12 protein-coding genes are annotated in these 19,310 nt (G+C 62.5%); 1 reads left to right on the top strand and 11 read right to left on the bottom strand.

Going from position 1 to position 19,310, the window contains the following annotated elements:
• Positions 1-87 precede the first annotated feature (87 nt).
• From H7B90_RS29505 to H7B90_RS29470, 8 genes are all read right to left on the bottom strand, one after another.
• Positions 88-1,632 carry an extracellular solute-binding protein gene (locus H7B90_RS29505; protein ID WP_185139486.1) on the bottom strand — a complete coding sequence of 515 codons (1,545 nt, stop codon included), beginning with the start codon at positions 1,630-1,632 and terminating at the stop codon, positions 88-90.
• 75 nt (positions 1,633-1,707) lie between these two features.
• Positions 1,708-2,568, bottom strand: coding sequence for a carbohydrate ABC transporter permease (locus H7B90_RS29500; protein WP_185139485.1), 861 nt, complete (start codon positions 2,566-2,568; stop codon positions 1,708-1,710).
• Complete coding sequence (locus H7B90_RS29495; RefSeq protein WP_185139484.1) at positions 2,562-3,518, bottom strand: ABC transporter permease; 957 nt, start codon at positions 3,516-3,518, stop codon at positions 2,562-2,564. Before H7B90_RS29495 ends, H7B90_RS29500 begins: the two co-directional genes overlap by 7 nt.
• Before the next feature lie 93 nt (positions 3,519-3,611).
• Complete coding sequence (locus H7B90_RS29490) at positions 3,612-7,202, bottom strand: golvesin C-terminal-like domain-containing protein (protein WP_185139483.1); 3,591 nt, start codon at positions 7,200-7,202, stop codon at positions 3,612-3,614.
• Between the two features lie 223 nt (positions 7,203-7,425).
• Complete coding sequence (locus H7B90_RS29485) at positions 7,426-8,907, bottom strand: helix-turn-helix domain-containing protein (RefSeq protein WP_185139482.1); 1,482 nt, start codon at positions 8,905-8,907, stop codon at positions 7,426-7,428.
• Positions 8,885-10,699, bottom strand: a complete 1,815-nt coding sequence (locus H7B90_RS29480; RefSeq protein ID WP_185139481.1) for a cache domain-containing sensor histidine kinase — start codon at positions 10,697-10,699, stop codon at positions 8,885-8,887. The genes H7B90_RS29485 and H7B90_RS29480 overlap by 23 nt, the downstream gene beginning before the upstream one ends.
• Before the next feature lie 138 nt (positions 10,700-10,837).
• A complete protein-coding gene (locus tag H7B90_RS29475) occupies positions 10,838-13,147 on the bottom strand; it encodes an FAD-dependent oxidoreductase (RefSeq protein WP_185139480.1) in 2,310 nt (769 codons plus the stop codon).
• 155 nt (positions 13,148-13,302) lie between these two features.
• Complete coding sequence (locus H7B90_RS29470) at positions 13,303-14,775, bottom strand: MFS transporter (RefSeq protein ID WP_185139479.1); 1,473 nt, start codon at positions 14,773-14,775, stop codon at positions 13,303-13,305.
• Positions 14,776-14,969: 194 nt separating this feature from the next.
• Here H7B90_RS29470 and H7B90_RS29465 point away from each other — a divergent pair, with 194 nt between their 5' ends.
• Positions 14,970-15,542 (top strand): TetR/AcrR family transcriptional regulator, encoded by a 573-nt coding sequence (locus H7B90_RS29465; protein ID WP_185139478.1) that lies wholly within the window; start codon positions 14,970-14,972, stop codon positions 15,540-15,542.
• A gap of 70 nt (positions 15,543-15,612) precedes the next feature.
• Here the strand turns inward: H7B90_RS29465 and H7B90_RS29460 are convergent, their stop codons facing one another.
• The 3 genes from H7B90_RS29460 to xylA form a co-directional block, all read right to left on the bottom strand.
• Complete coding sequence (locus H7B90_RS29460; protein ID WP_185139477.1) at positions 15,613-16,023, bottom strand: hypothetical protein; 411 nt, start codon at positions 16,021-16,023, stop codon at positions 15,613-15,615.
• A 262-nt stretch (positions 16,024-16,285) separates the two neighbouring features.
• Positions 16,286-17,782 (bottom strand): xylulokinase, encoded by a 1,497-nt coding sequence (xylB, locus tag H7B90_RS29455; protein ID WP_185139476.1) that lies wholly within the window; start codon positions 17,780-17,782, stop codon positions 16,286-16,288.
• 97 nt (positions 17,783-17,879) lie between these two features.
• Complete coding sequence (gene xylA, locus H7B90_RS29450; RefSeq protein ID WP_185139475.1) at positions 17,880-19,199, bottom strand: xylose isomerase; 1,320 nt, start codon at positions 19,197-19,199, stop codon at positions 17,880-17,882.
• Positions 19,200-19,310 lie beyond the last annotated feature (111 nt).

Below are 19,310 nucleotides of genomic sequence, written 5' to 3'. Positions count from 1 at the left end.
CATTATCACAGACGTTTGACAGCGCTTTTCCCGCCCGAGACGGGAAAAGCAAAAGGCCGCTCCTCCCGGAGCAGCCCCGATCCCCTTCTATTTGCCGTAACCGAGCTTCTTCAACTGTTCGGTCGCGGAGTCGACATACGTTTTGTATTTAAACGTCTTCTCCAGCGTCTCCAGGAACTTGTCATAGTTCGCGAGGTCGTTTTTGCCGAACGCGAATTTGATCATCTCTTCCTCGATGAATCGGTTGGCGTCCGCCGGATTGTAGCCGGCCGGGCTTAGAACGAAGCCGTCGAGCGTCTCGATCCGCGGAAGCGAAGCTTCGAATTCGATATAGTCGACGAGATCGGCGAACTTCGTCTTCAAATATTCCGTCTCCGGACGCCCCGAGAACTGGTACAGCCACGTGTAAGTCGCTTCGTTGCGCCCCTGATCGGTAATCGCGACCGTATCGCCGTTCAAGGTGAAGTGCGTGCCTTCGATTCCGAACTGCACGAGACGGTTGCCTTCCGGCGTCGAGACGTAATTGAACAGCTCCAGCACCTTCTCCAGCTTCTCCGGCTCGTTCTCCAGACGCTTCGGCACGACCCACAGGCCGCCGGAATCGCCGATGTTGACCGACTTCGCGTAGCTCTGGCCGCTCGGCCCCTTCGGCGGAGCGAGCTGAATCCATTCCGCCTTCGGGTTGGCCCCCTTCCACGCCTGCACTTCGGCCGGCTTCATCATCTGCGCCCACTCGGTATGGATAATGCCGACCTTGCCTTGGAACGCCTTGTCCTTCGCCATCGTGCCCTTGTTGCTGACGACCTCCGGGTCGACGACGCCGGCGTCGAGGAACCGCTTGATTGCACCCAGCGCTTCCTTGAACTCCGGCTGGTAGAACGTGTTGACGACCTGGCCGTCGCGAACGAAAAATTGCGAGACGTCGGCGATATTCGTGACGCCGTACGCGCCGAAAATCGGCTCGAACGCGTCGAAGTTGGTGCCCGTCAGACCGAACGTGTCGTTTTTCCCATTGTTGTCAGGGTCCCGCTCCGTGAACGCCTTGGCGACCTCGAGCAGCTCGTCGACCGTCGTCGGCGCGGACAGGCCGAGATGGTCGAGCCAATCCTTGCGAATCCAGTACGTATAAGCAAGCGCCTGGCCCGCTTTCGGCAGCGCGTATTGCTTGTCGTCGATCCGCCCCTTCTTGAGAACGTCTTCTCCGGCGAACGCGGCGTACTCCGGCATCTTGTCGAGATACGGCGTCAGATCGAGCAGCGAACCGGCATTGGCCAGCTTCTGCAGCTGCGGCTTGCCGGTGACGAGGAAGACGTCGGGCAGGTTGTTGGAGGCCGCCCGGACGTTGATTTGGTTCTCATAATCGCCCTTGTCGCCGATAAGCGTCATCTGAAGCGAGATGCCCAGCTTCTCGTCCAGCGTCTTCTTGATAAAATCGTCGGCCGGCAAATTCGTTCCCCAACTGATTTGGGCCGCTTCCAGCTTCACCGCGGACTTGGAGCCCGACGGCTGCTGCCCGCTTCCTTCGCTGCCCTTCGTTCCCGCGCCGCCGTCGTTGTTGTTCCCGCCGCAGCCGGCGAGCGCTGCCGTAAGGACGGCCGCCGTCAGAACGGTCAAGCTCTTTCTGTGTCTCATGTTCAATGGATACCCCTGCCTTCTGGAATAAAGTCGCTTTAGTATGAATAACCCGCCGCCCGAGAGCTTCCGGGTTTATCCCTTGATCGCGCCGAGCAGCATCCCTTTCGTGAAATGCTTCTGGATAAACGGATAAACGGCGATGATCGGAAGGCTGCCCGCAATGACGGCGGCCATCTGCATGGCGGCGGTCGGCACGGTCACCTCGGCTTGCAGCTCGTTCGATTGCGTCAGCAGCAGCATGTTGCGGATGACGACCTGCAGCGGATACAGCTCCCTGTCGGTGATGTACAGGACGGCCGAGAAGAAGGAATTCCAGTGCCCGACCATGTAGAACAGGCCTACCGTCAGGACGGACGGAACGGACAAGGGCAGCACGATCTGCCACAGAATCCGGAATTCCTGCGCCCCGTCGATTCTCGCGGATTCGAACAGCTCCTCCGGAAGATTCTCGAAGAAGCTCTTCATCACCAGCACGTTGAAGGTGGCGATCGCCCCGGGCACGATCAGCGCCCATACCGAATCCAGCAGCCCGAGCGACTGCACGATCAGGTACGTCGGAATGAGCCCCCCGTTGAACAGCATCGTTATGACGATGAACAGGAGGAAAAAGGAGCGTCCCTGCAGCTTTCTTCGGCTAAGCGGATAAGCGGCGACCGTCGTCAGCAGCAGGTTGACGGCGGTGCCGACGACCGTTACGAACACCGTCACGAGCATGGAACGGCCCAACGCCGGATCGGCGAAGATGCGGTTGTACGCTTCGAACGAGAGGCTGCGCGGAACGATCACGAAGCCCCCGTTTTTCACCACTTCGCTGTAAGGAGTGAGCGACATCGACACGACGTACAGCAAGGGGAAGATGGAAGCCGCGGCGACGGCGGCCAGAATGAGGTAGACGACGCTGTTGAACCACTTGTCCGCTGTGCCGGTTACCATATGCTTCCTCCCCACCTTTTGGCCAGCTTGTTGGCGCCGATGATCAGCACGAACCCGATGACGGATTTGAACAGCCCGACCGTCGTCGCCAGACTGAAGCTCATCTCCTCGAGTCCCATCCGGTACACCCACGTATCGATGATGTCGCCGACTTCGTACACCCGCGGATTGTAGAACACGAATACTTGCTCGAAGCCGGCGTCCATCATGCTTCCGATCTTCAAAATAAGCAGCAGCGTAATGACGTTGCGGATGCCCGGCAGCGTCACGTGCCAGATCATCCGGATCCGGCTCGCGCCGTCCACCCTTGCGGCTTCGTACAGCGTCGGGTCGATCGAGCCGATCGCCGCCAGGTAGATGATCGCTCCCCATCCGAGGTCCTTCCAGATCTCGGTGGAGACGAGCACGGACCTGAACCACTCGGTCGAATTCAGGAACGGAACGGAATGGCCGCCCGCCTCGGTGATCCAGCGGTTGAACAGGCCGGTCGTCTCCGACAGGAAGGCGATCGAGATGCCGTAGATGATGATCCAGGACAGAAAGTGCGGCATATAGCTGAGCGTCTGCACCCATCTCCGGAACCAGCCGATGCGGCATTCGTGCAGCAGGATCGCCAGAATAATCGACGGAAACATGCCGAACGCAAGCTTATACAAGCTGATCAGCAGCGTGCTCGTCATCAACTGCGAGAAGTACGGCGATTCGAAAAACTGCTTAAAATATTTGTACCAAGGATCCGCCCACGGGCTGTTCCAAATGCCGTCCGTGAAGTTGTAATCCTTGAAGGAGATGATGACCCCGTACATCGGCAAATACTTAAAGACGAAGTACCAGGCCAAACACGGGAGAAGCATCAAGTAAAGCGCCTTCATCTGCCAAATGCCGGTCAGAGCCTTGCGCGCTCTCGCCCCCGAGGCTGTCTGCCTCCCCAACGCCGCTCGTTCTTCCATAGCCTCACGCTCGCTTCTTCGTTATGTCCATCTCATCATAACGAATCCGGCCAGCGGTCGAAATCATCGTATTTGTGCGATTCAGTGCACGATTCACACTTTGTCCGCGAGCTCGCTCGCCGTCAGCGTCAACGTTCGCGACGACCGGTTGCCGGCGCGGTCCACGGCATCGACGACGATGACGTTCGTCCCTTCGGTCAGCTTGACGGGAACGGCGAACCGGTTGCTCCAGCTGGTTTTATAGGGAGTCGCCAGTACGGCTCCGTTGTGCTTAATCGTAAGCGACGCCGGCTCGCTCGTTCGGCCCCAGACGACGTATTCGCCGACGGCTTCCGCTCCGTCTTCCCGGTCGAACCGGACTTCGGGAGCCGACGAATCGGGGGCGTTGGCCGTGCTTGGGTGCGTGCTGCCATAACCGTCCTCCGAGGCTAGGGAAAACTTCACCGCGTCGGCAATCGTCGTGTTCCCGCCGGGGGACACGATTTTGACGTAAGCATCCGATCCCGCCGTCAGCGGATAAGTGCCGATATACACCCAGCGGTTGTCGTTCTGCGTCTGGTTGACCTTGACGATCGGTCCTGTCCCCTCCGAATGACCGACTTCCACCGGCGCGGCGGTCACCCGGTCGGCGGACGCGTTCCACAGCATATAGACGTTATAGTTGCCGGGAACCGTAATGTAGGGCGTCCACTTCGCCCATTTGCCCGCCGTCTTACCGTCGTGGAAGTAATTGGCGCCATAGCGGGAGGCGGAGTAGGTGCTCGGAGTCCATGGCGTATCCGAAGCAAATCCGGCATCGAGATTGTCTACGATCACCTCGACGCTTTGGTCCGCAGTCGTCGTCGCGGCCAGCTCCGCCGAAGGCGCCGAGACGTTGCCGGCCCGGTCGACCGCCTGCACCCGGTAGTAATACGCCGTCTCCGGCGTCAGGCCGTCGCCGTCCGCGTACTCGGGCTCCGTCACCAATGTCGCGATCCGGTTGGCGGCCGACGGGGCGAAGCCGGGAGTTCCGCTTCGGTATACGCGATAGCCGAGCAGATCGTCCTCCTGCCCCGGCGTCCAGGCCAGCTCGATCCGGAACGCCGCCGCGTGCGCGGCGCTCAGACCCGACGGCGCCGCCGGCGGCGTCACGTCGGCGGCCGGGGTGGCGGCCGATGCCGGTTCGCTCGGGGCGGAGACATTGCCGGCCCTGTCGATCGCTTGCACGCGGAACGAATATGACGTTTGCGGGACGAGCCCCGATACGCTGTAGGACGTGCCGTACGTCTCGGCCAAGACGGTTCCGTCTTCATCGAGCAGCCGGTAGCCCTTCATGCCGGAATCGCCGTCGGACGAAGCGTTCCAGCGAAGATCGATCGACCGGGACGAGGCGGCGCTTGCCGTCAGACCGGCTGGCGCTGCCGGAGGCGTCAAGTCCTCGAAGACCGGTTCGGCGAGCGGCTCGGTTAACGAGCCGTACAGGATGCCCGTACCGTTCGTCCCGACGTAAACCCGCCCATGAACCTGCCGGTCGCCAGCCATCGCGTTCGGATCGTTGCCGGGGAACGGGTTGGCGACGCTGGCCCTGACCCAAGTGGCGCCCATGTCGTCGGAACGGAAGATGCCTTCGCCCTCGAAGCCGTCCACGCGGCCGTACACGAAGACGGCGGGATTAAGCCGGCCCGGCGCATGCTTGCCGAAGCTGAACAGGAACGCCTGCCGCACGCCGGGCACCCGTCCGAACGTGCTCCCGCCGTCGCTCGACCGGTACAGCCCTTGCTCGTTCAAGCCGACCCATACCTCGCCCATCACGCCGGGCGCCGCCTCCACCGTATGCCACGGCACCGATTGCGCCGGCAGCTCCGCGGTCTTCGTCCACGTCTTGCCGCCGTCGACGCTGCGATAAAATCCCCCGCTGCGGCTATAAACGTAGAAGGTGTCGCCTTGCACCTTATCCGCCGACAACGGCTGATAATAGTTGCCGAAGATGCCGCTTCCTTCGAGCAGTCCGGACGGCGCCCCGTCGGCCTTCTGCCATGTCTCGCCCCGGTCGGACGTATAGTAGAGGCTTCCTCCCTGCGGCGCCCAGACGATGACGTCGGGCGACGCCGCCGACACCGCCGCTTTGCCGCCTTGCGCTCCCTTGTAAGGCAGCGAGGCGAAGGCCGTGTACGTCTTCCCTCCGTCGGTCGAATAACCGCCGGAGCCGGGATCCTCCCGGCCATCCCCGTTCCAGCCGTACGTGCCGACGCGCACGAGGAAGTCCGGATTAAGCTGCTGCACGTCGATTCCCGTCGTCGTCAGCCCGTTCAGGGCGCCTGTGCCCGTATAATAGGTCTCGTCCGGAAACTCGTCCAGAGACAGGTGATCGAACCCGCCGTTGTCCGCGATGCCCGAATGGAGGACCGCCCCGCCGCCGGGAGGACTGACGAGATTCGCGACGTTCACGACCGTCTCCAGCCCTCTGGCATCGTTGCGCCAGACGGTCGGGGACGCGTAGATGTCTTCCGTCCGCCAGGCGTAGTACCAATCCGTCAGCCAGACGCGCCCCGGCCGGAACGGATCGAACGCGAGCGCGGACGTCGCCGACGACCAGTGCCAGTCCGGCATCCATGGCACGCGGATATCCCGCGCGAACGGCACCTTCTCCCATGTCGCGCCGCCGTCCAGGGACCGGTAGATCGGATTGCCATGGCTGTCGAGCTTGCGCGCCGCGATCAGCCGGTCCGGGTTGGCCGGATCGATCGCCACGGATCCGAACGTTCGGCCCGCATCCGCGGCTGGCGTTATATGGGTCCATACGTCGTCTGCGAATGCGGCCAAACCGGAGTTATGGGCGACGTACAGCTTGCCGAATGGATCGACCGCAGCCCGCAGCGGTTGAGCGGGGCTGCCCGCCAGCAGCGTCCAGGTCGCGCCGTAATCGGAGCTTCGGTAGACGCCCGCATTGTGCACGCCGGCGTAGAGCACGGCGCTTCCCTCGCCCGGCGAGCCCGAAGCCGGATCGAACAGCACGAAGGCGACGCCGTGGGGCGCGCTGTTCGCGGCCGGCAAGCCGGACACCTTGGTCCAGCTTCCGGGCGCCGCGCCTTCCGTGCTGCGGAACAGGCCGTCGTAGCGCGAGCCGAAGTAGACGACCGATCCGTCGTTCGGATCGACCGCGAGCCGCTCGCCGGCGGTCCGGTTGCCCCCGTTGGCCGACATGCGGACCTGCTTGCCGTTCGCCTTCAGGCCCGTGGCCGTCCAGGTCTCGCCGCGGTCCGTCGATTTGTAAATATCGCTCGGCTGCAAATAATCGTACTTGCCCAACGCCGCATAGACGACGTTCGGATTCGACGGGTCGATCGCTATGCTCTCGCCGCCGTACAGATTGAACTCGCCGCGGTTCGCCCAGCCGACGAGCTGCTTCCAGCCGGCGCCTGTCTCGTCCCACCGATAGATGCCGCCGACGTCGGTGCGGATGTAAACGAGATCGGGCTCGGACGGATGGACGACGATTCCCGTCACATAGCCGCCGCCTCCGATCGGCACGCTTCCCCAGCGGTAAGACTCCGCCTTCGCGGCCGCGGCGGTATCCGCCTCCGCCCCTGCCGCATGGACGGAAGCCGTTCCCGGGATCGGAGGCAACACGGCCATGAGCAGCAGAATAACCGCCAACGCTGCAGTCAGCCGTCCGATCCGCCAGCCTCTTCTTTTCGCCAGCATACGTTCACCCCTGTTCCATCATTTTTGAAGCGCTTACATATTTCCTTAAGCATCGTACTAAACGGCGCCCCTCATGAAAATCAACATTTCTTTGCATCCGCATCCACAATTCCGACGGTCCCGTCCGGCGGCGGCATCGCGCGTTGGCCGAGCTGCCGCCTTAGTCGAGACTTAGTCGAGACTTAGTGGAGAAGCAAGCCGATCCGTCCGTCTGCGCTCGCCTCTAGCCCTGCGCATCGCTTCTTTGCGCCGTCCGGAATTCGTTCGGCGTCACGCCCGCCAGACGCTTGAAGATCTTGAAAAAATAGCTCGGATTCGCAAAGCCGCAGCGTTCGGCGATTTCCGCCACGGCGAGGTCCGTCTCTTCCAGATAAAACTTCGCCTCTTCCACGCGAAGCTTCTGCAGGTAGTTGATGAACGTGTCTCCCGTTTTCCGCTTGAACAGGCTGCTCAAATAATTTTCATCCATATTCACGTGCTGCGCCATCGCCTGCAAGGAGATCTCCGTATCGAAATGCTGCTGCAAGTAACGCAGAATGGCGTTGATCTCCGGGTGGTCGGTGTCGACCGGAACCTGGCGCCCGCTTCCCTTGGCGTACCTCCGCATTCTGCGAACAACGAGCTCCAGCAGCTCGCCGTGCCGCACGCACGCCATCAGCTCCGCCGCGTCTTCCGGCGTCTTGCGGCCGATTCGCGCGAACATTTTGTCCAGCCGTTCCGCCGTCTCCTTCGCCACCGCCATCGGCAGCGTCCGCTCCGCCATGAACGCCCACAGGGAAGCGAGCAGCTCCGCGCATTCGTCGGTCGCGTGGCGCTCGAAGGCGCGGATGACCGGCTGCTCGAGCTCCCACGGCACGGACGGCCCCCCGGCTTCTTCCCCTCCCGCCTCCGCAACCGTCTGCCGATCGTAATAAAAACGGTCAAGCCAGCGCAGATTGGCCTCCCACGCGCGCCTCAGGTTTTCGCCGCCGGCGCTCCGACAGATGACCGGCAGCTTCCGGTCCGCGACTTTGAACGTCTCTGCCGGCGGATTTCCGTCCCAGCGGACGAACAGCGTCGTCTGCCCCATGTGGGCGAACGAATGCACGAGCCGGCCCTGCCCCGGCGGCACGCCGAGCAGCGCGCACAATCGATCGCAGCCGAACGGCTCCGCGCCGCTGAGCGCGGTGGCGATCGTCAGCCGGCCGCCGCTCCATTCGTACCGCTGCAGCTCCTCCAGCTTCTCCCGCTCGTAGGCGCTCAGCTCCTTGCCGAGCATGTCGCGCCACAAGTAGCCGAGCCGGCCGCCTATGGAATCCCACTGCATGCGTTCTTGCCGCTGCGCGTTGCGGTCGAGCTCGGCCTTCGCCTTCGCCAGGGAGGCCAGCAATTGCTCGTCCTCCATCGACAGCTTGAGAATGTAGCCGCTGGCGCCGTGTTCGAGCGCGGCCCGCGCGTATTCGAATTCGCCCGCGCACGTCAGCATGATGAACCGGGCCTCGCTCCCTTGGGCGCGCGCCGTCCGCAGCAGTTCGATGCCGTCCATATACGGCATGAAAATATCGGAGATGACGATATCCGGCTCCAGTTCGCTTATCTTCTCCAGCGCTTCCCGCCCGTGCGACGCTTCTCCCGCGATCGTAAAGCCGTGCTCTTCCCACGGAATCGCGTTCCGGACCGAGCGGCGAACGAACGGCTCGTCCTCAACGAGAAGAATTTTCCACATTTGCCGATTCCCCCTTGCCGTAAGGCGATGCCATCATAAGCGGCATTTCCAGCACGACGATCGTGCCCTGCTCCAGCGGCTTAAGCGACAGATCCGCCTGGCCCTTGAACAGCAAATCCAGCCTGTCCCGAAGGTTGCTGATGCCGATGCCTTTGCGCTTGCGCCCGGCCCTCGGCTTCTCGCCGCCAAGCCCCTGTCCGCCGATGCCTTGGCCGTTGTCGGCGATCTCGAGCCGCAGCCGGTCGCCTTGCCGCATGGCGGCGATCCGGATGACTCCGTTGTCCTTCATATGGACAAGACCGTGATGGAGCGCGTTCTCGACGAGCGGCTGCAGGCTCAGCTTCGGCACCAGCGCGTATTCCAGCTCTTCGCCGATTTCGTATTCGGTTCTGAAGCTGTGATCGTACCGGAACGACTGGATGTACGCATAAGCCTTCACCAGTTCGATCTCCTCCTTCAAGTGAACGAGGTCGACCTCGCTGTTCAGGCTGGATTCGAGGAGCCGGCCGAGGTTCTGGCAAATTTCGAACGTACCCTTGTCGCCGTGATTGCGCGCGTTCCACTTGATCGTATTCAACGTATTAAGCAGGAAGTGAGGGTTCATCTGGGACATCAGCATCTGAAAATGGAACGCTTCCTTCTGCCGCTCCTCGGCCCGCAGCCGGGAGATCAAGCCCCGAATGTCGTCGATCATGCCGTTGAACGCCTTCGCCAGCACAAGCAATTCGCCTTTGAACCGCTTCTCCGGAATGCTGACGTCCAGCTCCTTGTCGACCAGCTCCTTCATTCTCCGCTGCAGCGTGCGAAGCGGGCTCACGACGGAGGCGACGATAGCGTACGTGATCGCGATGAAGGCGATGACGGTCGCGGAGAACGAGACGATCACCTGATGCTGCATGGCGCGGATATTGCCGGACAGCGCTTCCAGCGGGAAACGCGCGATGAGCGTCCAGTTCAGATTAGGCAGGTAGATGCCGTTGTAGATGAATTGATTGCTGCCGTCCGTCGCGTAATGGAACGGATCGTTCGCGAACAGCGCCGGCATGCCGCGAAGCAGCGCGGTCGTGCGGTCGCCCTGCGGCAGCAAGATCGGCTGCCGGTTGCCGTCGAACAAGTAATACGTCTGCTTGACCTGGAATCCGTTCGTAATCGACTGCACCCAGGTGCGGATATCGATGCTGATGCGCAAGTAGCCGAACGTGCCGCCGTTCACCGTCTCGAGGCGGCCGAACAGCGAATACAGCTCCGATTGGGGAAAAAGATCCTGCAGCACGTCGCGCGACTCGTGCGTCTCCCACAGATAGGATTGGCCGGACTCGGCCAGCTTGGCATACTCCGGCTGCGCCGCGAAGTCGGCGTTCGACACGTCGCGCTTCGGAGCGCCTTCCTCCGTCGTCGTATAGACATGGCCGTCCTTGTCGGCCAACGTAATGTGGACCGGAACGAGCGCGTTCATCAGCCTCTGCTTAAGCGTAAGAAGGCGGGCGCCGATTTGCAGGGGCAAGTCCTCTTCGGGGAAGGCCCCGGGATCGGTCAGCATCGCCCGCAGCTCGGGGTCGCGCTCCAGTTGAAGCAGTCCGCCGAGCACGCCGATTCGGAGGCTCTCGATCCCGTTCTTCAGCGAATCCAGCTGGGCGGCATTTTGCTGGGAGATGTTCGTTTTCATCATCGTTTCCATCTGGCTGATATTTCGCAATTGAAGGAAGGTGGAAGGCACCAGCACGAATAGAAGGATCGAGACGAACAACCGATTCTTGATGCTGGACGGCCAAATCGACCGCAACCGCTTCATGTCTCCGCCTCCGTTCCGTCGTTTGGAATTTGCGCGGCCTGACCGCGAACTCCTGAGGGCAGTTTAACACAGCCCCGCCCAAACCGAAATGCGCCCCCGTTCGTCCGGAGGCGACGAAGCGGGGGCGTTCGGTTGCGATCAGGAGCCGTAACAGCGAATTTCGGCGACGGCCGCCGACGGATCGCCGTTGGTCGCGTAGACGACGACTCTTAGACGCGTCGCGTCGACGCCGCCGGGAATGTCATGGCCGCGGCGCTGCCGGTAATTGCCGCTTACCCGGACGAGCTCCTGCCATTGTCCGTTCGCGTACGCCTCGATCGCGTATTCTTCCGGACACTGCGGATCTCGGTAAAAGGGCGGGTAACCGTGGTACTCGCGGAACAGGTGCCCGGGAAACGAGAGCTCCACCCGCCCGATGCGGCGGGGCGTCTCCCATTGCAAGCCGACCCATTGCGGCAGCGGCTGCGCGGGATCGGAGCGCCATACGTTCGTATAATCGTAAGGCCTGGCCACGCCGGACAGAACGTTGGACGCCCCGTAGGCCGGCTGCGGAGGTTCGATCCGGAAGCTGAGCGTGCCTCCGTCCCGGTAGCGCCGCATCCGGCCCCCGCCCATCTCGAACGCCGAGACGTGGCCCGGCAGCACCGTTCCGGCCATATGCCACTCCACATTCGGGTTGGCCTTCAGATCCAGCCGGACGTAGCGGCCCGAGACAAGCCCTTCGCTCGCCCGAAGCCCGACCGGCCATTCGATCCAGCGCTTGCGCCCCGGCGGCACGACAAGCGTCGCGGACGCGAGCGGCGGATGCGCTTCGGCGCGGTAGTCCCAGATATGGTCGACGGGCTGCAGCACCGCTTCCACCGTCTGATCCGATCCGGTCCCGTTGCTGAGACAGACGGAGATTGCGCGGATCTCGTCCGCGCCGACCGCAATCCATTGTCCGCGGCGCTCCGTCAGCGGCTCCGGGACTTCCTCAAGCGCCGCGATCGGACGGAAGCCGCCCGTCCGGTCGCGGCTGTCGGGACCCGCGCCGTATACGAGCTCCGCGCTCCCGGCCTCGGCGCGAGCGGTCCGGGCCAGGTCGGCGGGATCCTCGTTGCGGACGTTCGGCAGGAAGCAGCCGTCGCGAAGCAGCTGCTGCTGCACGTCCTTGATGCGCGCGTCCGGAAGATCCGCGAACGCGATCCCGTCGCGGAGCGCGATCGCCGCGGCCGTCCCCGCCGCCTGGCCCATCAGCGCCGTCGTCGCCATGACCCGAACCGTCCCGAGCGCCGCATGCGAGACGCTGACGTTGCGACCGGCCGTCATCAGATTGTCGACGTCCTTCGGGAGCATGATCCGCAGCGGAATCCCGTACGGTCCGCAGTAGCTCTTCACCGCATACTCGCTCGTCTCCGAGTAACCTTCCGCGCTGGACGGCTCCGCCGTCGGGGCGAGCAGCCCGCCCGCCGTGTGCAAATCGATGAACCAGCCGCCGTAAGCGATCTCGTCGGGAAATACCGTGCGGTTCGCCGGGTCGTGCTCGGTCATGAAGTACCGGCCGATAATCCGGCGGCTCTCCCGTTTGCCCGGAACCTGACCGATCCAATCGAGCGCATAATGAGCCGCCTTCTCCTTCAATTCCGGGTCCCGGTTTTTGATCCAATCCCAGATTCCCAGCGTATGCCGGGTCAATTCGTGCCGGATGTCCTCGTTGTCGTAAATCGTATTCCACGGCACCCCGATCTCGATCCACCAATAGCCGGACACGAGGTCGTAGAAATGTCTTCCTTGCTTGTAGAAGTAAGCGGGGTCTTCGTGCTTCACCGCCCATTCCGGCGCGCGGAACGGGACCGGACGCCCCATGTCCTTCGCCCGGAAGTGAATCGAGCTGCCCATCGTCGCGCCGCTCGCCTGAAGCGGAGCATGCGGTTCCCCGAATTCGGCGCGGCTCTCGGTGCCCCAACGCGATTCGCAGCCTGCCCTATCGGCGACGACGCCGTCTCCGGTGCTGTCGATGAACACCTTCCCTTCGATCGTCAGCTCCGTCTCGGCGCCGGCGACTCGGGCCTTGACCGCGCGAATCTCGCGCGGGCCGTCCATGACAACATCCGTCACCGTCGTGTTCAAGCGAAACGTCAGATTGGGCGTCGACACCGCCATATTGTACATCGTCATGTCCCAGACGCTGTTCGTCCAGCCGTTCTCCCGCACCTTCTCGTGGTTGGCGGCCCGTTCCTCGACGAGCAGCTCCGATATAATGCCGGTTTCCCTTGCATAGGCGTGGAATTGGGCCGTTCCGTGCGGCGTTACCCGGATCTCCGAGGAGCTGTTGCCTCCGAATACCGGCCGCTCCTGGACGATGCAGACGCTCGCCCCCTGCCGGGCCGCCGCCACCGCCGCGCAGAATCCCGCCAGTCCCCCGCCGCATACGACGACGTCGTACCTTTCCGTTCTCTTCGAGCCCAATGCCGATTCCCCCAACCAACGAATTTCCTAGCGTATCCATTGTAAGGAAGGAAGGCGGCGGGGTCGATCAACATTTCTTCGCGAATCCGTGCACATCCTTTGGAACAACCCGCCTTGCCTTCTTCGAGACGGGTTGTTCGCGCTCGAACGCAGCCTTATTGTTCGGGCTCGGCGGATACGGGTGCGGCCCCGGCGTCGACAGTCCGGCTCGCGGAGGCCTTGCGCTTGAAGCTCAGCGCCGTCAGCAGCGCGAAGGTTAGCAGCGCGAGCGCGGTCAGAATGATGAGCGACTGCTGCATCGTTCGGCCGTGGGATTCGAGATGAGCGAGGAACGTCTGGTATAACGTGCCGATGATAGCGATGCCGAGCGCCTGGGCTGCCTGCGTGAACGTGTTGAGCACGCCGGAAGCCGCTCCGGCATGTTCCCCATGAACGCCGGCCAGCACTGTATGGATAAGCGGAGTGGAGACGGTCCCTTGGCCGGCCCCGGCGACGAGGAGCGGGAGGAACATCATGAGCCAGCCGGGCTCGGATTCGCGGCCGACGACCCAGATCAGCCCTACGTAGCCGAACGCCATCAGCAGAGCTCCCGCTTGGAGCACACGGTTGCCCCATCTTCTTCTCAATCTGGGGGCCAGCAGCGACGCGGCGAAGTAACCGGCCGCTAGCGGAACGAAGGCATAAGCGGATTGCAGGGGAGTCGAACCGAGTCCGTTCTGCAAGTACATGGACAGAATGAAGAACATCGCGGCGTTCCCGCTGTAGAAGGCGAGAGCGATGAACATCCCGATTCGGAAGGGACGGATCCGGAACAGCGTCGTCGGCATCAGCGGCGAAAAGCCCCTGCGGAGCAGGCCGTGCTCGAAGCGGACGAAGACGGCCAGCAGAACGGCGGCGGCCGCCAGACTCGCGAACGCCCACAGCGGCCAGCCGTATTCGCTTCCCACGGCGATGGGGTAGATGAAGAGACCCAACCCGGCCGTCAGCAGGACGACGCCGACCGTGTCCATGCGCTTCCGCTCCGGAGCGCGCGAATCCCGCAGAAGCTTCGCGGCGAACAAGAAGGCGAGCGCGCCGACCGGAAGGTTGACGAGGAAGACCAGGCGCCAGCCGAGTCCCCACCAATCGGCCTTCAGAAGCAGGCCTCCGGCCAGTTGTCCGGCGATGGCGCCGAGTCCGAGAACGGCGCCGTAGATGCCGAGCGCCTTCCCTTTCTCCTCGGCGGGGAACATTAGCTGAATAAACGACAGCACCTGGGGAACCATCACGGCGGCCGAGACGCCTTGGAAGACGCGGGCGACGATGAGCGCGTTCGCCGATCCGGCCAAGCCGCACCAGGCCGAAGCGGCGACGAAGCCTGCGACGCCGATCAGGAAGATCGTTTTCCTCCCGTACAGATCGCCCAGCCTCCCCCCCGTCACGAGAAGAACGGCATAACCAATGACGTAGGCGGCGACGATCAGTTGAAGCTTATCGAAGCCGGCATGAAGGTCCTGCTGCATGGACGGAAGGGCGACGTTAACGATGAACGTATCGAGGACGACCATAAACACCGCCACGATAATGATGGAGAGCGACAACCACCTGCGCGGATCGGCCGCTTGGCCGGCGCCGTTAACTAGACTCATAAGCTCGAAGCACCTCTCTCTTGGGAATAGGCCCGGCCGGTTGACAGCGACGGCGCCTTTTTCTTAAAATGAGGGAGACAGATCTGTCTCATGCCCTCTGTGGAGAGATGATACAGACAGATCTGTCTCATGTCAAGATGTGGATTCCAATCGACGAGGTTATCTATTTTTGAGGTCGGGGAGGCATTGTCGTTATGGAGAAAAGAGAATCCGCGAAGGAACGGATCCTGAAGGTGGCGGACGGGTTGTTCTACCGCGAGGGGATTCGGGCGGTCGGCATCGACCGGATCATCGAGGAGTCGGGCGTCGCCAAAGCGAGCTTCTACCGGAGCTTCCCGACGAAGGACGACCTGGTCGTCGCTTACTTGGAGCTGCGCTTCCAACGATCCATGGGCAACTTCGATCGGGTCCGGCGGGAGCATCCCGATTCCGCTCTGGAGCAGCTGCGTTCGCTGATGGATATTCTCGCAGAAGGGATGAAGCAGCCCGACTACCGGGGATGCGTGCACATGAACGCCGTCGTCGAGTTCCCCGATGAGCGGCATCCCGTCCACGCGAAGGCGCTCGAGTGCCGGAACGCGCTGTGGGCGGAAGTCGCGGCGATGGCCAAGGAGGCGGGGATTCCCGACTCCAAGGAGCTGGCCGATCATATTCGCATGCTGTGGAGCGGCGCCGTCATGGTTGCCTATATCAACAAGAAGGAGTTCCGGCCGGAGTCGTTCTCCATCGCCTCCAAGATGCTCATCGAAGACCGGCTGGTCCGGTAGAAAGACCCAAAAAAGCCTTCTCCCGTCAAACTTCCGGGCGAAGGCTCCGTGTCGCTTCCAGCCGCTTTCGTCATCTCGCTTCGAAGGTGTCGTACGTGCCGGAGTCGGGATGAAGCTCGCGAACTTCGACTTCTTCCCTCTCGTACGGACTCAGCGTCCCGTGCTCGTTCCCGGTCGCTCCCGGTCCGTCCGGCACCAAAGTCCAGTCCTCGTTGACGAGGTGAGCCGGGATCGGGATGCAGTCCAGGCCGTACGAGACGTTGGTCAGCGCCTCCGCTTCGGACTCGGACCTCTCGACGAGCTCCCCTCCCTGGCTCTGGGCGATCTCCAGGGCGGAGGTCAGGTCCTCGTCGATCACGTGGATATGGACCCGCGCCCCTTCATGCAGCTGCGGGTCGTAGCCCAACTCCTCCAGGGTGTCGTAGGCGAGGCGGGCGGCGGAATCGTTCGGGAAGCGGAACATTATCGAAGCATGGCTCATCGGAATCATTCTCCCGTCTTCGCAGATGGATATGTCCCGAGTAGGGTGTCCGGCTCTCAGCCTTCGCATGCACAAGAGGACCCGTTCCAGCTAACGTTTCTTCGGTTGTACGGCCCCCTCGTCCGCGATCGTTCTTCGCCGTTTCGCATGCATAACGCAAAGAGCCTCCTTCGGTTACCGGCCGAAATAACGGAGGCTCTTCGCTAAAAGGGAGGCAACGCGCCGGAACGGCCGCCGCCTCCTCTCATATTACCCAATAAACTTATTTTCGGAAAGCCGCCAGAGACTCGTTAAGCCCCTTCGTCGCCCCGTACACTTGCTTGTACACTTGGAACAGCTCGGCGTAACGGGCGGCGCGCGCCGGATCCGGACGGTACGAGGTCGAGCGCTTCACGAACGCCTCGGCGCACGCGTCGAGGCTCGGGAACCAGCCGCAGCCGGCGGCGGCCAGCATGGCCGCTCCGAGGCCCGGGCCCTGCTCGTTCTCGAGCGCCACGACCTCCGCGTTGAAGATGTCAGCCTGCATCTGCAGCCAGACCGGGTTCTTGGCTCCGCCGCCGATGGAGACGATCGTGTCGACCGTCTTGCCGGCCTGGCGGAACAGGTCCACCGACTCGTTAAGCGAGAAGGTAATGCCCTCCATGACGGCGCGGGCGAAGTGGGCGCGCGTGTGGGCTCCGTCCATGCCGATGAAGCTGGCGCGAATGACCGAATCCGCGTGCGGCGTCCGCTCTCCCACCAGGTAAGGCGTGAACAGCAGGCCGTCCGCCCCCGGCGCGATGTCGCCGACGCCTTCGAGGAAGGAATCGAACGATTCGCCCTTCGCGAACGTGTTGCGGAACCAGCTCAGGCTGTAGCCCGCCGCCAGCGTAACGCCCATCGCGTAGAAGGCGTTCTCCTTGCCGTGGTTGAAAAAGTGGACCTTGCCCGCATAGTCGGCGGAAGCGTCCGGCTCGTACGTCAGCACGACGCCCGACGTGCCGATGCTGCACAGCGTCAGCCCCGGCTTCAGAATGCCGGCGCCGATCGCGCCGCAAGCGTTGTCGGCTCCGCCCGCGAATACCTTCGTCGAAGCGGCGAGGCCCGACGAAGCCGAAGCTTCCGCGCTCACCGTGCCGACGAACCCGCCGGCCTCGACGAGCGGCGGGCAGAACGCTTCCGGCAGCTCGAACGCGCGAAGAACTTCGGCGCTCCACGTCTTGTTCGCCACGTCGAGCATAAGCGTGCCGGCCGCGTCCGACAGATCCATATGAATCTCGCCGGTCAGGCGGTAGCGGACGTAATCCTTCGGCAGCACGAAGCGGCTAGCCTTGGCGAACGCTTCCGGCTCGTTCTCGCGCACCCATAGAATCTTCGGCAGCGTGAACCCTTCGAGCGCCGGATTCCGGGTGACGGAGAGTAGCTTGTCCCCGAGCGTCCGCTCGATCTCGCGGCACTGCTCGGTCGTGCGCGTATCGTTCCATAGAATCGCCCGGCGAACCGGCCGATTGTCCGCGTCCAGCAGCACGAGGCCGTGCATCTGGCCGGAGAAGCTGATGCCCTCGATGTCCTCCGCGCTTACGCCGGAGCCCGAGACCAGCCCCTTAAGCGATTCCAACGTTCCGGTTACCCAATCCTCCGGCTCCTGCTCGCTCCACCCCGACTTCTCGTGGTACAGTGGATATTCGCGAGTTGCCTCCGCCTTCACCGTTCCGTCTTGCGACACCAGCAGCGTCTTGACCGCGCTCGTGCCGAGGTCGACGCCGACGACATACTTCATCCCGTTGTCCTCCCCCGCGACAAGCCGCCCCTCGGAACGTTCCGGGGGGCGGACATGCGGTATCTATTTGATGGTCTTCTTCTTGGAACGCCGATGATTAAACGCTGAAAATAACTTCGTTCAAGGTCGCGCGGATTTGCTCCAGGCGGCCGGATTGGTTCTTGATCGGCTGTTGCTTGTTCAGCACGTACTCTTCCAGCGACTTCAAGGAAGCCTTGCCGGCGACGATCTCGGCGCCGATGCCTTCGCGGTAGCTGCTGTAACGGGCGTCTACGATGTCGTCCAGGATGCGGTTCTCGATCAGCTTCGCGGCAGCCTTCAGGCCGTGCGCGTAAGCGTCGATGCCGGCGATGTGGGCGAAGAACAGGTCCTCGTCCTCGAAGGACGTTCTGCGAACCTTCGCGTCGAAGTTGACGCCGCCTTTGCCAAGGCCGCCTTCGTTCTTGAGAATCTCGAACATCGCCAGCGTCGTGCTGTACAGGTCGAACGGGAATTCGTCCGTGTCCCAGCCGAGCAGGTAGTCGCCTTGGTTCGCGTCGATGGAGCCGAGAGCGCCGTCCAGGCGGGCTACGCGCAGCTCATGCTCGAACGTGTGGCCGGCCAGCGTCGCATGGTTCGCTTCGATGTTCAGCTTGAAGTAGTCCTTCAGGCCGTACTTGCGCAGGAAGTTCAGCGCGGTAGCGGCGTCGAAGTCGTATTGGTGCTTGGTCGGCTCCTTCGGCTTCGGCTCGATCAGGAATTGGGCGGTGAAGCCGATCTCCTTCGCATAGTCGACGGCCATGTGCAGCATGCGGGCCAGGTTGTCGAGCTCGAGGCCCATGTCCGTGTTCAGCAGGGACTCGTAGCCTTCGCGGCCGCCCCAGAAGACGTAGTTCTCGGCGCCGAGCTCTTTGCCGACTTCCAGCATCTTCTTGATCGTCGCGGCGGAGTAAGCGAATACTTCGGCGTTGTTGGACGTGCTCGCGCCGAATACGTAGCGCGGGTTCGTGAACAGGTTCGCCGTGTTCCAGAGCAGCTTCTTGCCGGTCGACTGCTGGAATTCCTTCAGCTTGGCGACGATGACGTCGATGTTCTTGTTCGTCTCGGCCAGCGTCGCGCCTTCCGGAGCGATGTCGGCGTCATGGAACGCGTAATATTGAACGCCCAGCTTCTCAAGCAGCTCGAAGTTGGCTTCGACTCGGGCTTTGGAGCGGTCCAGCGGGGACAGCGAGTCCCAGCTGCGCACGGCGGTGCCGGCGCCGAACGGGTCGGTGCCGTTCGCGTTGAAGGTATGCCAGTAAGCGACGGCTACGCGGAGGTGCTCTTCCATCGTTTTGCCAAGGACGACTTCTTGCGGATTGTAGTGCTTGTAAGCGAACGGGTTCTTGGAGTTGCGGCCTTCATACTTGATCTGAGGGACATTAGGGAAAAAGCTCATGAATGTACGGCCTCCTAATAAAGGGTGGGATGGCGTTGCTATGGCTCTAGCATATCACTTGAAAGTTAGTTTGTCTATCCAATAAACAAAGTTGCCAACCTCGTTTATTGT

The sequence above is a fragment of the Cohnella xylanilytica genome (assembly GCF_014212175.1).
Lineage (GTDB): Bacteria > Bacillota > Bacilli > Paenibacillales > Paenibacillaceae > Cohnella > Cohnella xylanilytica.
This window is presented reverse-complemented; position numbering and strand designations above follow the sequence as displayed.

What these genes read in the sequence shown, in the direction of transcription:
- H7B90_RS29505 (WP_185139486.1), bottom strand. Translation starts at nt 1,632, where the DNA reads ATGAGACACAGAAAGAGCTTGACCGTTCTGACGGCGGCCGTCCTTACG.
- H7B90_RS29500 (WP_185139485.1), bottom strand. Translation starts at nt 2,568, where the DNA reads ATGGTAACCGGCACAGCGGACAAGTGGTTCAACAGCGTCGTCTACCTC.
- H7B90_RS29495 (WP_185139484.1), bottom strand. Translation starts at nt 3,518, where the DNA reads ATGGAAGAACGAGCGGCGTTGGGGAGGCAGACAGCCTCGGGGGCGAGA.
- H7B90_RS29490 (WP_185139483.1), bottom strand. Translation starts at nt 7,202, where the DNA reads ATGCTGGCGAAAAGAAGAGGCTGGCGGATCGGACGGCTGACTGCAGCG.
- H7B90_RS29485 (WP_185139482.1), bottom strand. Translation starts at nt 8,907, where the DNA reads ATGTGGAAAATTCTTCTCGTTGAGGACGAGCCGTTCGTTCGCCGCTCG.
- H7B90_RS29480 (WP_185139481.1), bottom strand. Translation starts at nt 10,699, where the DNA reads ATGAAGCGGTTGCGGTCGATTTGGCCGTCCAGCATCAAGAATCGGTTG.
- H7B90_RS29470 (WP_185139479.1), bottom strand. Translation starts at nt 14,775, where the DNA reads ATGAGTCTAGTTAACGGCGCCGGCCAAGCGGCCGATCCGCGCAGGTGG.
- H7B90_RS29465 (WP_185139478.1), top strand. Translation starts at nt 14,970, where the DNA reads ATGGAGAAAAGAGAATCCGCGAAGGAACGGATCCTGAAGGTGGCGGAC.
- H7B90_RS29460 (WP_185139477.1), bottom strand. Translation starts at nt 16,023, where the DNA reads ATGAGCCATGCTTCGATAATGTTCCGCTTCCCGAACGATTCCGCCGCC.
- xylB (WP_185139476.1), bottom strand. Translation starts at nt 17,782, where the DNA reads ATGAAGTATGTCGTCGGCGTCGACCTCGGCACGAGCGCGGTCAAGACG.
- xylA (WP_185139475.1), bottom strand. Translation starts at nt 19,199, where the DNA reads ATGAGCTTTTTCCCTAATGTCCCTCAGATCAAGTATGAAGGCCGCAAC.